The 13,656-nt window shown below is 67.8% G+C and carries 14 protein-coding genes; 7 read left to right on the forward strand and 7 right to left on the reverse strand.

Annotation, left to right across the window (positions count from 1 at the left end):
* Window positions 1-55: 55 nt before the first annotated feature.
* A complete protein-coding gene (locus AU185_RS08770; protein ID WP_059101182.1) occupies window positions 56-1,186 on the reverse strand; it encodes a glycosyltransferase family 4 protein in 1,131 nt (376 codons plus the stop codon).
* 133 nt (window positions 1,187-1,319) lie between these two features.
* Between AU185_RS08770 and AU185_RS08775 the strand changes: the two genes are divergently transcribed.
* The gene (locus AU185_RS08775; RefSeq protein WP_059101181.1) at window positions 1,320-1,991 is read left to right on the forward strand and encodes a DsbA family protein; all 672 of its coding nucleotides are present in this window, start codon (window positions 1,320-1,322) and stop codon (window positions 1,989-1,991) included.
* Between the two features lie 98 nt (window positions 1,992-2,089).
* Here the strand turns inward: AU185_RS08775 and AU185_RS08780 are convergent, their stop codons facing one another.
* The 3 genes from AU185_RS08780 to AU185_RS08790 all read right to left on the reverse strand — a co-directional run bounded on the left by AU185_RS08780 (window position 2,090) and on the right by AU185_RS08790 (window position 5,135).
* On the reverse strand, window positions 2,090-2,584 hold the full coding sequence (locus AU185_RS08780) for a DUF3592 domain-containing protein (protein ID WP_059101180.1): 495 nt from the start codon (window positions 2,582-2,584) through the stop codon (window positions 2,090-2,092).
* A 107-nt stretch (window positions 2,585-2,691) separates the two neighbouring features.
* Window positions 2,692-4,350, reverse strand: coding sequence for a 2-succinyl-5-enolpyruvyl-6-hydroxy-3-cyclohexene-1-carboxylic-acid synthase (menD, locus tag AU185_RS08785; protein ID WP_059101482.1), 1,659 nt, complete (start codon window positions 4,348-4,350; stop codon window positions 2,692-2,694).
* Between the two features lie 2 nt (window positions 4,351-4,352).
* Window positions 4,353-5,135 carry an alpha/beta fold hydrolase gene (locus AU185_RS08790; RefSeq protein ID WP_059101179.1) on the reverse strand — a complete coding sequence of 261 codons (783 nt, stop codon included), beginning with the start codon at window positions 5,133-5,135 and terminating at the stop codon, window positions 4,353-4,355.
* Between the two features lie 150 nt (window positions 5,136-5,285).
* Between AU185_RS08790 and AU185_RS08795 the strand changes: the two genes are divergently transcribed.
* Both AU185_RS08795 and AU185_RS08800 read left to right on the forward strand, forming a co-directional pair.
* Window positions 5,286-6,464 (forward strand): FAD-binding domain, encoded by a 1,179-nt coding sequence (locus AU185_RS08795; protein ID WP_059101178.1) that lies wholly within the window; start codon window positions 5,286-5,288, stop codon window positions 6,462-6,464.
* A complete protein-coding gene (locus tag AU185_RS08800) occupies window positions 6,461-6,973 on the forward strand; it encodes a MarR family winged helix-turn-helix transcriptional regulator (protein WP_059101177.1) in 513 nt (170 codons plus the stop codon). The genes AU185_RS08795 and AU185_RS08800 overlap by 4 nt, the downstream gene beginning before the upstream one ends.
* Here the strand turns inward: AU185_RS08800 and AU185_RS08805 are convergent.
* The 3 genes from AU185_RS08805 to AU185_RS08815 are packed head-to-tail and all read right to left on the reverse strand — an operon-like array spanning window position 6,957 to window position 9,253.
* A complete protein-coding gene (locus AU185_RS08805; protein ID WP_059101176.1) occupies window positions 6,957-7,457 on the reverse strand; it encodes a nitroreductase family deazaflavin-dependent oxidoreductase in 501 nt (166 codons plus the stop codon). The genes AU185_RS08800 and AU185_RS08805 overlap by 17 nt on opposite strands.
* Window positions 7,458-7,513: 56 nt before the next feature.
* The gene (locus AU185_RS08810) at window positions 7,514-8,248 is read right to left on the reverse strand and encodes a DJ-1/PfpI family protein (RefSeq protein WP_059101175.1); all 735 of its coding nucleotides are present in this window, start codon (window positions 8,246-8,248) and stop codon (window positions 7,514-7,516) included.
* Window positions 8,249-8,257: 9 nt separating this feature from the next.
* Window positions 8,258-9,253 (reverse strand): GlxA family transcriptional regulator, encoded by a 996-nt coding sequence (locus AU185_RS08815; protein ID WP_059101174.1) that lies wholly within the window; start codon window positions 9,251-9,253, stop codon window positions 8,258-8,260.
* 126 nt (window positions 9,254-9,379) lie between these two features.
* Between AU185_RS08815 and AU185_RS08820 the strand changes: the two genes are divergently transcribed.
* The 4 genes from AU185_RS08820 to AU185_RS08835 all read left to right on the forward strand — a co-directional run bounded on the left by AU185_RS08820 (window position 9,380) and on the right by AU185_RS08835 (window position 13,653).
* Window positions 9,380-10,012, forward strand: coding sequence for a TetR/AcrR family transcriptional regulator (locus AU185_RS08820; protein ID WP_059101173.1), 633 nt, complete (start codon window positions 9,380-9,382; stop codon window positions 10,010-10,012).
* Between the two features lie 61 nt (window positions 10,013-10,073).
* Window positions 10,074-11,207 (forward strand): oxygenase MpaB family protein, encoded by a 1,134-nt coding sequence (locus tag AU185_RS08825; protein WP_082683800.1) that lies wholly within the window; start codon window positions 10,074-10,076, stop codon window positions 11,205-11,207.
* Between the two features lie 26 nt (window positions 11,208-11,233).
* On the forward strand, window positions 11,234-11,629 hold the full coding sequence (locus AU185_RS08830) for a hypothetical protein (protein ID WP_059101172.1): 396 nt from the start codon (window positions 11,234-11,236) through the stop codon (window positions 11,627-11,629).
* Window positions 11,626-13,653, forward strand: coding sequence for an NADPH-dependent 2,4-dienoyl-CoA reductase (locus AU185_RS08835; RefSeq protein ID WP_059101171.1), 2,028 nt, complete (start codon window positions 11,626-11,628; stop codon window positions 13,651-13,653). Before AU185_RS08830 ends, AU185_RS08835 begins: the two co-directional genes overlap by 4 nt.
* Window positions 13,654-13,656 lie beyond the last annotated feature (3 nt).

Below are 13,656 nucleotides of genomic sequence, written 5' to 3' on the forward strand. Positions count from 1 at the left end.
TGCACGCCAATGTGCGGCGTGTCGGTGGACAGACACGGTCGCTCGCGGAAGGGGGTCAGGCGGCGACGTGCCGGCGGCGCCGGCCGATCACGTCCTCGTAGTGGCCGAGGAGTTCGTCGCAGATCGTCGGCCACGTCCGGTTGAGCACGCTGCGGCGCGCGGCCGTCGAATACCGTTGCCGCTCAGAGATCAGATGATCGACGGACTGCGGCAGCCGCGCCTCGAACTCGTCGACTGCCAGCAGCAGGCCGGTGCGGTAGGGGGCGACGAGGTCGCGGGGGCCGCCGGCATCCGGCGCGATCACCGGCAGGCCCGACGCCATCGCCTCCTGCACGGCCTGACAGAAGGTCTCGTGTTCTCCCGGATGCACGAACACGTCCATGCTGGCATACGCGCTCGCCAGTTCCCGGCCGTACAGCGCACCGGTGAAAACGGCTGCCGGCATGAGGTTTTGGAGCTTGGCCCGGTCAACGCCGTCGCCGACGATCACCAGTTGCAGGTCGTCGCGCGTCGCCAGACCCGCCAGCCGCTCGACATGCTTCTCCGGAGCCAGCCTGCCGACAAAGCCGACGACCGGCTTGCCGTCGGGCGACCATTGCCGCCGTAGGCCGTCATCGCGGGCCGAGGGCGCGAAGCCGGTGATGTCGACACCGCGAGCCCACTTATGGACCCGCGGAACACGGTGGGCCATCAGGTTTTCCATCGCGGCCGTCGACGGCGCCAGGGTGCGGTCGGCGCGGCTGTGCAGATGGCGTGTCCATGCCCATGCGGCGCGCGCGGTGAAGCCGACGCCATAGCTCTCGGCGAAACCCGCGACGTCGGTCTGGAATACGGCGACGGTCGGGACACCGAGGCGGCGCGCGGCGTGCAAACCGCCGTAGCCGAGCAACGCCGGCGACGCCAGATGCACCACGTCGGGGTCGAATCCCCTTAGCACGCCGAGCATCCGGGGCCGCGGCACGCCGAGGGGCAACGATGTGATCTTGGGGAACATCCGCGCCGGCACCCGATGTACGCGGACGCCGTCGTGCACGCGGTCGGCGGGCGGTTCACCGCGGGGGGTGTCGGGAGCGATGACGAGGGCTTCGTGTCCGGTGCGGCGGAGATGCTCGATCACGCGAAGCACCGAGTTGGTGACGCCGTTGACATTCGGGAGGAACGACTCTGCGACGATTGCAACGCGCACGCCCGAATACTCTCAGCGAAGCGTGTCGCGAAGGTTGCCGTCAGGAAGATGGCACGCGAAAAACTCGTGCGCTCAACGGGTGCTGCGTAGCGTTGCCGTCGAGTATCGTGCGCACCAGGAAGGGGCGGTTGACATGCGGATATCCCGAATCGCGGCGGTTTTGGCGCTGTCGGCGCTACTCGCCGCGGTGGGTTGCACCAGACAGGTCGCGGGCACCGCGCAGCGCCATCCCGACCAACCCCCGCTGACGGTCAGCGAAGACGGGTACGGCGTGGTCGCCGGGTTCGCGGACGCCCCGGTGCGGATCGAGATCTTCACCGAACCCCAGTGCACCCATTGCGCCGACCTGCAAGCCGATTTCGGCGATCAGCTCGCCTACTACATCGGTGTCGGCCAGCTCGAGGTCACCTACCGGCCGCTGATCTTCCTCGACCAAGAGACCGACGGTCATTCGGCGCGGGTGAGCAATGCGCTGTTTCTCGCCACCGAAAGCGGCGCGACGGGCACGCAGTTCCAACGCTTCGTCGAAGAGCTGTGGGCCAACCAGGATCCCGGTGGGCGTGGCCCCAGTGACGACGAGATGGCCGACATGGCCCGGTCAGCGGGTATGCCCGACGAGGTGGTCCAGCGGGTCGCCGGTGGGGGCTCGGCGGTGAACATCGTCGAGATGGACGAGAGCAACTTCGGATATTTGTTCGAGGTCGACCCGCTCGCGACCGGCACACCGACGGTCTACGACCCCGCCGCCGACGAGAAAATCGACATCTACGACAACGACTGGCTCGACAAGCTCATCCAGTCCTGAATTTCCCGGCCGGCTGGGCCCACACCGAAGGTAGGGGAACGCAAAGTGACCCTTTTCGCGGCGGTCTTGCGGCACTTTGCGCCTTTTCGCGAATTAGTTCACGGGCGGCGCGCGGAGATTCGGCGCTCGACGAAAGTCACGCCGGCCAGCGCGACGCCGGCGATCAACCAGCCGACCACCGCGATCGAACTCGCCGGGATGATCGCCAACGCGGCGTTGCGATGCTGCACGCGAACGAGATCCGGGTTGTTGACGTCGTATTCGACGTAGATGTTCATTCCGGTCTCGAGTTCCGACGGATAGAGCACACCCAACTCCGGGCGGTACGTCACACGGTCGGGAGTGACGAACTCGATCGTCGACCGGCGCGGTCCGGCGCTGAGCACCGTCGCCTCGGCCACTCCGAGATGGCGTTCGATCTGCCGGTCGTTTCGCCACGCGCCCAGCACCATCAGCACCGACTGCAGTGTCACCAGACACCCGAGGATGACGATCCCGATGCGGATGCGACGGAACACCCGCTGCCGCCGCGTCTCGGTCGGGTCGGCCGTCAGCCGGGGAAGGACGCGGCGCGCCCACCGGATCGGTTTCATCAGGCGGCCGATGGCTACCGTCCCGCTCACGGAAGCAGTCTCGTTCGCTCCGCTCACGGAAGCAGTCTCGTTCGCTCCGCTCACGGAAGCAGTCTCGTTCGCTCCGCTCACAGGGCTGCCTTGATCGACGCGTGCAGCGCCCGCAGCGACGACCGGTCGGCCTTCACCTCCAGCACCCGCATGCCGTCGTAGGGTTCGCCGAGCGCGGCGGCCAGGTCGTCCACCTCGAGCTGGCGGCTCTCGACGTGATACGCCCGGCACAACGCGCCGACGTCGACGTCGTGTGGGGTTCCGAAGACCCGCGACGATACGTCGGAAAACCGCGGATCGCCCTGCTCGAGCAGTTCGAAGATCCCGCCGCCGTTGTCGTTGGACACCACGATGGTCAGGTTGCGCGGCGTCGGCTCGGTCGGCCCGATCAACAGACCCGAGCTGTCGTGCACGAACGTCAAATCCCCGAGCAGCGCGATCGTGCGCCTCGGCCCGCTGCCCTCACCCGCCCGCTCGTGCGCGAGGGCCGCCCCGATCGCCGTCGACACCGTGCCGTCGATACCCGCGACGCCGCGGTTCGAGCGCACCTTGACGTCGTGGGTGTCCAAGCCGACCAGCGCGGCGTCGCGCACCGGGTTCGACGCCCCCAACACCAGCTGGTCGCCCGGCCGGACGGCATCGGCCACCGCCGCGGCCACGTGCAGGCCGGTCTTGAGCGGATGCGCCTCCAGTTGCGTACGGACCGCCGCCATCGCGTGCCGGTGCACCTCGGCACAGCGGTCCAACCAGGCCGGATCCGGCGCGCCCGCGGTGACGGCGCGGGTGCCGGTGGCTTGCGAGTTCCCCGACACGTCGGGCCACCGGGGGCCGGTCGTGAGCGCAAATACCGGCACCGACGGATCGGCCAGCAGCGCCGACACCGGTCGGTGCAGCGTCGGGCGGCCGAGCATGATGACCTGCTTCGGACGCACCAGCCGCAGCGCGAAGGGGTGCAGCGGGTTGTCGGCGGGCGGCGCCGTGGGTTCGGCGACGGTCGGCAGCGCCGCCAGGTTCGGATGCTCACCCGCGCCGTGTCCGGCGATCACGACGGTGTCTGGGGTCAGGTCGATGTCGAGCGGCTGGTCGAACGTCACCGGCGGGGTGTACGTCCACGGCTTGCCGCCCGGCCGGCCCTCCGGCACATAGCCGCCCGGCTCCCTCGCCTCGCTGGCGTCGGGGACAAGCGGCTCCCGCAGCGGGATGTCGAACTGCACCGGACCGGCGTTGGCGGTGCGAGACCCCTTGGCGGCCACCAGTATTCGGCACACCGCCGAGCGCCATTGGGCGTTCAACTCGTCGAGTCGTTCAGGGGCTTCCTCCGCCAGGCCCAGGCTGATCGACGCCCGCACCTGCGTACCGAAGTAACCCAGCTGCTCGAAGGTCTGGTTCGCGCCGGTGCCCAGCAACTCGTACGGCCGGTTGGCGCTGAGCACGACCAGTGGCACCCGCGCGTAGTTCGCCTCGACCACCGCCGGCCCCAGGTTCGCGACCGCGGTGCCCGACGTCATCGCGATGCAGACGGGCGCGCGTTCGGCGACCGCCAACCCGATGGCCAGGAAACCCGCGGTGCGCTCGTCGATTCGCACGTGCAGCCGGATTCGCCCGACGCGGTCGGCGTCCTGCAGCGCGAACGCGAGGGGCGCGTTGCGCGAGCCGGGGCACAGCACGACGTCGCGTACGCCGCCGCGAATCAGTTCGTCGACGACCACGCGGGCCTGCGCGGTCGAGGGGTTCACCACTACAGCCTATCGGCGAGGAAATCCAGCGCCGCTTTGTTGACCGCGTCGGGTCGTTCGAGAAAGCCGAGGTGGCCGGTGTCCGCAATCTCCAGGAAACGGCCGTTGGGGATGGCGTCGGCGACCTCGCGGCTCAGGTGCGGCGGCAGCACCAGGTCGTCGGAGAAACCGATGACGAGCGTCGGCGCCGTAATACTTCGGTAAGACGGCAGATGATTGCCCTGGGGGCTGATCCCGAGCTGTGTGCGCCCGCCGGGCGTCGACTTGGCCGGCCACATGATGAACATGTCGATCCAGTCGCGGACCTTGGCGTCGTCGTTGAGCGTGGCCGGCGAAAAGCTTTCCAGCAAGCGGATTTTCGCGTCGTACTTCGGCGGCAGCGTCAAACCGGACTCAACGAGTTCCCGCTCGGCGGTGCGGAAGAACTCGCGGGTGCGGTCCTCGCGGCCGCGGGTGGCCATCAGCACCGCCCGGTCGACGAGTTCGGGGCGCGCCACCATGAGCTCCTGGGCGATGAACGAGCCCATCGACACGGACACGATGCGCACCGGCGCCGCGTCGAGCTTCTCGATCAGCGCCGCCGTGTCGGCCACCATCGTCTCCGTGGTGAAGCCGGAGGCGTTCTCGGTGGCGCCCACCCCGCGGTTGTCGAACGTGATGCAGCGATAGCCGGCGCGCAGGAACTCGGGCACCTGGTGCAAGTGCCAGGTGCGGCCTGCGCCGCCGTGGCCGGCGATGAACAGGACTGGTGGACCGCTGCCGCGGTCGTCGTAGGCCAAATTCACCTCGACGACGGTACTGCACGGCTGAGCATCCCAGCGCGCCCACGGTGGTGATACTTGCCTGCTGCACATTGTGCATTTCGCACGACCTTCTTAAGCTGGAAGCCCGTCGCCGCAGCTTCGGCGCGCGGTGACGGCGCAAAGGAGGTTGTCGTGAAAGTCGCGATCAGCGGCGCAGGGGTCGCAGGCCCGGCCTTCGCCCACTGGATGCTTCGCGCCGGGCACGAGGTGACCTTGATCGAGAAGGCGCCGAGTTTTCGCACCGGCGGCTATGTGATCGATTTCTGGGGTCTCGGCTATCGCATCGCGCAAAAGATGGGCATCGAGGAGGACGTCCTCGATGCCGGCTACCAGGTTGACGAGCTTCGGTCCGTCCGGGCGGATGGGCGCGTCGCGGCGAGCTTCGACGTCGATCCGATCCGGCGGGCGACCGTCGGCCGGTACACCAGCCTGCCCCGTGGCGACCTGGCAGCAGCGATCTACCGCAGCGTCGAGGACCACATCGAGACGCTCTTCTCCGAGAGCATCTGCGACATCGACGATCGCAGCACCGGTGTGATGGTGGAACTCGAGCGCGAAGGCACGCGTGCGTTCGACATGGTCATCGGTGCCGACGGATTGCACTCCAACGTCCGGAACCTGGTGTTCGGGCCGGAGTCGGCCTATGTGCGCTATCTCGGCTGCCAAGTGGCCGCCTGCGTGCTCGACGGCTATCGGCCGCGCGATGAGCTCGTATACGTGACGCACAACATGCCGGGCCGCCAGATCGGGAGGTTCGCCCTCGACGGAGATCGCACATTGGTGCTGTTCATCTTCCGGTCCTCGGATCCCCAGGTTGCGCCCGACACGGAGTCGAGCAAGAAGCTGCTGCGAGCGGAGTTCGCCGGCGGTGGCTGGGAATGCTCTCAGATTCTCGACGCCCTCGACGGTGTCGACGACATATATTTCGACGTCGTCAGCCAAATCCGGATGGACCGGTGGTCGGCGGGGCGCGTCGCCCTGATCGGTGACGCCGCAGCGTGCGTGTCGCTGCTGGCCGGTGAAGGTACCGGCCTAGCGATGGTGGAGGCGTATGTGCTGGCCGGCGAGCTGGCGAGGAGCCCGGAGGACATCGGCAGGGGGTTCGCCGAATACGAGGCGCGGCTGCGTCACTTCATCGGCCAGAAGCAAGCCGGAGCAACGAAATTCATCTCGTTCTTCGTCGCCCGAACCGGTCTCGGCGTGTGGCTGCGCAACATGGCACTGCGGGCGATGAACTTTCGGCCCCTCGGAGATCTCGTCGTGCAGCGCTCAATTCGCGACGACATCGAGCTGCCCGAGTACGAGCTATGAGCACGACCCCCGGAGCACCCGCTGATCCGAGCCGGCAGTCCGACGACTTCCTGACCGAACTCGAGCGAGCGACCCGCGGACTGCTCGACGTGAATGTGTTGGCGCTCGACCACATAGAGAAACGCATCGGTCTCGCGCCGCTGCGCGCGCTGCAGGCGTTGGACCGGCTCGGTCCGAGTCGGGTCACCGAGTTGGGCGACGAACTCGGCATGCTGCCGTCCACCGCGAGCCGGCTCAGCGACCGACTCGCCGACGCTGGCTACATCACTCGTCGGGTCGCACCGACCAACCGGCGCGCGACGCTGTTGGAGTTGACCGACGGCGGCCGCGCCGTGCTCGACGAGCTCATCGCCCTTCGTGTGCAGGCGTTCGGCGAGGTGACCCGTCATGTCAGCGAGACCGATTGCGCCGCATTGATTCAAGGCGCACGCGCCTTCACTGCCGCGCACCGCAAACTCTCCGAACGGGCACGGACCGAGGCCCCTGATCGCCTCAGGCGAGCTCGGTGAACGCGACGACCGGGATCCGTCGCGGGCCCGCCATCTTCTCGTAGTCGGCGTAGTTCGGGACGAACCGCTTGGCCAGTTCGAACAGCCGGTCGCGTTCCGCGCCGGTGATCTCCTCACCGACGAAGGTGCCGGAGTAGCCGCGGGCCGACAACGTCACGCGCGGATGCGCCTTGACGTTGTGAAACCAGGCGGGATGGCGGTCGCCGCCGTAGTTGGAGGCGATGACGATCACCCGGCCGCCGTCGGTGAAGTAGGTCAGCGGGGTGCTGCGCTTCTTGCCGGTCTTCGCGCCGGTGTGCGTGAGCAAGACCTCTGGCATCACCAGCGACATCGACACATGGCCGTTGGTCGCCTTGATGAGCGCGCGGTCGATGCGCCAGCCATAACGCCGCAGAAATCGACGCGCCCCGCCCGTGCCCATGAGCTTGGCGCCCGCGCGGAACAACGGCGACGGCTGGGTCGGCTCGACCTCGGGAATCCCCACGCCCGCGACGGTAGCGCAGCTGGGATTTCGGCGCGCCACCGATCGCTGCGCTGCTGTCAGCGCGCCGAAACCGCCTTGCCGGAGCGGTCGCGGATGCGCTTGATCGCGGCGTCCCACACCAGCTGCGACGCGGCCTTGAGCTGGGCGGGCTTGATCAGATCGCGGCTCATCAGGGCGGCCGCGGCGGCCTTCGTGGCCGCCGATGCCTTGGACATGTGTCCCGAGTCGAACGGCGGCTGCGGGTCATACTCCATGGACAGCTGGATGGTCTTGGCCTTGGCCTCGCCGCCGATTTGGCCGGCCAGCCACAATCCCAGGTCGAGCCCGGCGGAAACGCCCGCCGCCGTCACGATGTGGTCGCTTTCATGGACGATGCGCTGATCGCCGACGGGCGTGGCGCCGAAGGTTTTCAGGAACGGCAGCGCCGCCCAATGGGACGTGGCCCGTTTTCCCTCGAGCAGGCCGGCTGCCGCGAGGATCAACGCCCCGGAGCACACCGATGCGGTCCACGTCGCGCTCTGGTGGGCTTGCCGTACCCACGCCAGCAGCTTCTCGTCGCGGGCGTGCTCGATGGTGCTGAACCCGCCGGGGATCAGGATGATGTCGGGCGACGGCGTCTCGTCGAACGTGTGCGTCGCACCGATCAGCAGCACACCGGAGTCGGCGGCGATGGGGCCGGGTTCGTGCCACAGGAACCGCACCTCGGTGTCGGGTAGAAAACGCAGCGACTCGTAGGGGCCGATGAAGTCCAGCGCGGTGAAGCCGGGATACAGGACGATGGCAATCTGCATGGTGTCTCCTCAGGCGAACGTTTTGCGGTATTGGTCGGGCGAGATGCCCAGTCGGCGAACGAAATTGCGGCGCAAGGTCTCTGCGCTGCCGAAGCCGCACCTGGCGGCGATGACGGTAACGGTGTCGTCGGTCTCCTCGAGTTGGCGGCGTGCGGCCTCCGTGCGAATCCGTTCGACGTAGGCGCCGGGGGCTTCGCCGACTTCGTCGGTGAAGACACGGGTGAAGTGGCGTGGGCTCATCGCGGCGCGGCGGGCCAGTTCCGGAATGCTGTGCGTCGCACCGGGTTTGTATTCGATGGCTTCCTGCACCGCCCGGATCGGCGCCCGCTTGGCGCGCGGCATCCACACGGGCGCGGCGAACTGGGTCTGGCCACCGGGCCTGCGCAGGTACATCACCAGCCAGCGCGCGACCGTCTGGGCGGCCTCAGTCCCGTGGTCGTCCTCGACGAGTGACAGCGTCAGGTCGATCCCCGCTGTGACGCCGGCGGCCGACCACACGCGGTCGCTGCTGCGGACGAAGATCGGCTCGGGATCGACCGATACATCGGGAAATTCACGCGCCATTCGGTCGGTGAACGCCCAGTGCGTGGTCGCCACACACCCATCGAGCAGGCCGGCCTCCGCGGCGAGGAACGCACCCGTGCAGACGCTGACGACGCGACGCGCGTCCTTCGCGACGGTCTGGATCCAATCGATGACGTCGGGATCGCGGCGGGCCTCGTCGACGCCGTAGCCACCGGGCAGAATCACGGTGTCGACCGGGCGGCGGGGATCGGGTAGTGGTTCCGCGGCGAACGTCAGTCCCGTGCCGGTGCTGACCGATTCGCCGTTCCGGCTGACGACGCTGACGGCGTAGCCCTCGCGCCCCTGTCCCTGCAGGTACATGGATGCGCCGGTGAACACCTCGAACGGGCCGACCAGGTCGAGGGCCTGGACGCCCGGGTAGCCGAGGATGAGCACCGTTCGCACGGGTTCAGTGTCGACCAGCGACGGCGTGGCGTCCATGCCATGTATCCCACAGATTAGGCCATTGCCGTTAAAGACCAGCGAGAAGCTACACACGTGAAGAAAATTCCTACACGAACATAGGAAAAAGCTTCACATATGAATAATTCGTGGTAACTTCGCCCCGTGGCGATAGTCAGTCGGCCTAAAAGGCGCAGCCGCGCGGCCCATCTCGGCCCGGAGCGCCGTCGGCCGCAGGTGCTCGATGCGGCCTTGACCATCACCGTCGAACAAGGAGTGAGCCAGGTGACCATCGGCTCGATCGCCGAGCGTCTCAACGTCACGCGCCCGGTGGTCTATGCCTGCTTTTCCGATCGGGTGCAGATCATCACCGCGCTGTTGGAGCGTGAGACGGCCACGTTGCGCGATGCGCTGGTCGAGTCGTTGCACTCCGCCCGCGGCGACAATCCGGAAGAGGCGTTCGTCGCCGGCTATCAGGCGCTGCTGCGAGTCGTGGTGGCTCGTCCGCAGTCCTGGCGGTTCGTCTTCTTCGCCACCCCTGACCCGGCGGTGGCCAGCCGGTTCGTGCGCGTGCGGGCGCAACTCGGCGAGGCCACCGCGGCATGGCTGCGGCCGGTGCTGACCAAATGGTGGTCGATGACCGAGGCCGAAGCCAAGCTGCCAATCCTGGTCGAGTTGCTGATGTCGTCGTGCGAGGCGGCCGTGCGGTCGCTGCTCGAAGACGAAAACCAATGGACCGCCGACGATCTCGGCGCGCTGTACGGACGGATGATGAGCCACGCCTTCAGCGTGGCTTAGGTGCCGCAACACATTCGGGGCAGCTGGGCTGCCGCCACTCACTTGATGAAGGGAAAATTGCATGTCGACAAGGACTTCGGATAACAGCAGGGCTCGCCCGCTCAAGCGGGCGCTGACGGAGGCACGAGCCGTCGCCACGAAGAAGGACCGCTCGAGCGTCACCCCGCACGGCGACTATGGATTCTTCGGTCCCGACTCGGTGACTTGGAAGGTGTGGGGCTACCCGACGTCGTTGACGGTCGGGTTCCAGCGCGCGGTCGTCATCGAGGAACTCGACCCGAATCTGATCGCGGCGGTGGACACCACCCACGACATCTACAAGCGGCCCCGCACACGCTACGACCGCACCCTGCACTACTTCGCCCTGGTGGCGTTCGGCGGGTCCCACGAAACCACCACGGCCGCCGATGTTCTGGTCAAGATCCACTCCAAGGCGATCGGCACCGAACCCTACGGCGGCGGCCGCTACGACGCCAACGACCCCGACTCCCAACTGTGGATCCACCTGACCGCATGGCATTCGATCCTCTACGCCTACGAGAAGTACGGACCCGGTCCGCTGACGGCCGAAGAGGAAGCCCGGTACTGGCAGGACTGCGCCGTGGCGGCCCAGCTGCAGACCTGCTCACCCGACGACGTGCCCAGCACCCGCGACGGAATCCGGGACTACTTCGACCAGATGCGGCCGCAGTTGGCGGCCAGTGGCATCGCCGTGCAGGCGATGCGTCACCTCCTCGATGCCGAGGTGATGATGCCCAAGATGCCGCGGGCCGCCCGACCGGTCTCCTGGCTGGCCGCCAAGGTCCTGCGGGCCGGCACCATCGCCACCATGCCTCGCTGGATGCGCCAAGCAAGCGGGTGCGACCAACCCCGCATCGTCGACGTCGCCGTCCGGCCGATCCTATGGACCGCGTTTCGGCTGATCTCCCTCAGCCCCCGCGCCGAGCTGGCGGTGCTCAAGATCCTCTCGCCGATGACCCATCCCGTCGTGGCTCCCGTCAAACTCGGCGTGCCACCGGTCAATCCGGAGATCGTGTCGCCCGCCGAGGCTCAGCGTCGCTACGGCGTCGAGCCACCAGCACGCGCTCATCGGGAGCTCCGCGCCCGCCAGGCAGCGCGAGTCTTCGGCCAGGGCATCGAGCCAAGCGACGAAGGACTCATCGAGTCCGAACCGATCCTGGGCTCCCTGAACTGAGCCGACACCGACAAGACGAGAACACCATGAAAATCGCTGCCATCCTTCGGGACCGCGTCACGATCGCCCTAGCAGCCGCCGCGATGATCGGGGCGGGGTTCTTCGCCCTGTACTGGCCGACGTCCCTGAACGAGTACGACCCGTGGGGGGTTCGCATCCAATGCGGATCGGGTTTGGCCGCCGACTTCGATCAAGCAACGATTGCCGAGGACGTCGGCACCGCGAATTCGGTCGCCGCGAACTTGGTTGCCGCACCGCCCAATCCGAGTTACGTCGACCGGTGCCGCACGGCGCTCTGGCAGCGCCGCGCTTGGGCCGCTGCCCTGTTGTCGGTCGGCGTGGTCGTGGCGATCGCCCTCCTACTCGCGCGACATCGCCAGCAGTCGACACCCCCTTTCGCTGACGCCGAACGCAATCGATGACCAACCCGTATCCGCGGCTGCTCTCACCGCTGGACCTTGGCTTCACCACGCTGCGCAATCGCGTGGTGATGGGGTCGATGCACACCGGCCTGGAGGATCGAGCACGTGACGTCGACCGCCTCGCCGCCTACTTCTCCGAGCGGGCCCGCGGTGGCGTGGGCCTCATCATCACCGGCGGGTACGCACCGAACCGGACCGGGTGGTTGCTGCCGTTCGCCGCGGCGATGACGTCGTCGGCCGACGCCAAAAGGCACCGGCGCGTCACGTCGGCGGTCCACGCCGAGGACGGCAAGATCCTGCTGCAGATCCTTCACGCCGGCCGCTACGCCTACCACCCGCTGTCGGTGTCGGCGTCATCGATCAAGGCGCCGATCAACCCGTTCCGGCCCCGCGCGCTGCGCGACGTCGAGGGAACCATCGACGACTTCGTGCGCTGCGCGGTCCTGGCCCGCGATGCCGGCTACGACGGCGTTGAGATCATGGGCAGCGAAGGCTATCTGCTCAACCAGTTCCTGGCGCCGCGGACCAACCGGCGCACCGACGCGTGGGGCGGGACGCCCGAAAAGCGGCGCCACATGCCGGTCGAGATCGTCCGCCGTACCCGCGCGGCGGTGGGCCGTGACTTCATCGTCTGCTACCGCATGTCGATGGCCGACTTCGTGCCGGACGGCCAGAGCTGGGACGAAATCATGGCGCTGGCAACCGAAGTCGAGGCGGCGGGCGCGACGATCATCAACACCGGCATCGGATGGCACGAGGCGCGCGTGCCGACGATCGTCACCTCGGTTCCCAACGCGGCGTTCGTCGAATACAGCAACGCGGTCGCCGCACATGTTTCGATTCCGGTCATGGCATCCAACCGCATCAACATGCCGCAGTCGGCCGAACAGATCCTCGCCGACGGTCGCGTCCAATTGATCTCGATGGCCCGTCCCCTGCTCAGCGACCCCGAGTGGGTACGCAAGGCCGCCTCGGACGCCGCCGACGAGATCAATACGTGCATCGCGTGCAATCAGGCGTGTCTGGACCATGCGTTCGCCCACCGAACCGTGTCGTGTCTGCTCAATCCCCGCGCGGGTCGCGAGACCACGTTGGTGCTGCATCCGGTGCGCCGGCGTAGACGCGTGGCGGTCGTCGGCGCCGGACCCGCGGGACTGTCCGCGGCGGTCACCGCCGCCGGACGTGGACACACCGTCACCCTTTTCGAGGCCGACACTGCGATCGGCGGTCAATTCGACCTGGCGCGAAGGGTTCCCGGCAAGGAGGAGTTCGCCGAAACCATCCGCTACTACACGCGGATGCTCGACAAGCACGGTGTCGACGTGCGACTGGGTACCCGGGCCACGGCCGACGCCCTGACCGACTTCGACGTCGTCGCGCTCGCCACCGGCGTCGCGCCACGCATGCCGGACATCACGGGCATCGACCACCCAAAGGTGCTGTCCTATCCGGAGGTACTGCTCGGTGCGCCCGTCGGCGCCCGCGTGGCGGTGATCGGGGCGGGAGGCATCGGGTTCGACGTATGCGAATTTCTGGTCACCGACGAGTCGCCGACCCTCGACCTCGAGAAGTGGAGGGCCGAGTGGGGGCTGCTGGAGCCCGGTCGGGGGCCGCACGAGGCACGCGGGGCGCTGACCGACCCGATACCGCTAGCCCCCGCCCGCGAGGTGTACCTGTTGCAGCGAACGAACAGTCCGCAGGGCAGGCGTCTGGGCAGGACGACCGGCTGGGTGCACCGCGCGTCGCTGAAGGCCAAAGGCGTCCAGCAACTCTCCGGAGTCAACTACGAGCGCATCGACGACGAGGGACTGCATGTCAGCTTCGGCCGGAACCACTCCGGTGCCCGAGTGCTCCACGTGGACAACGTCGTGGTGTGCGCCGGCCAGGAAGCGGTTCGCGACCTCGTCGACGCCCTCGAAGCTCTCGGCACCACACCGCACGTCATCGGAGGTGCCGCAGTGGCCGCCGAACTGGACGCCAAGCGCGCCATCCGCGAGGGCACCGAACTCGCCGCCCGGCTCTGAGCC

The organism is Mycobacterium sp. GA-0227b, assembly GCF_001499855.1.
Taxonomy (GTDB): Bacteria; Actinomycetota; Actinomycetes; order Mycobacteriales; family Mycobacteriaceae; genus Mycobacterium.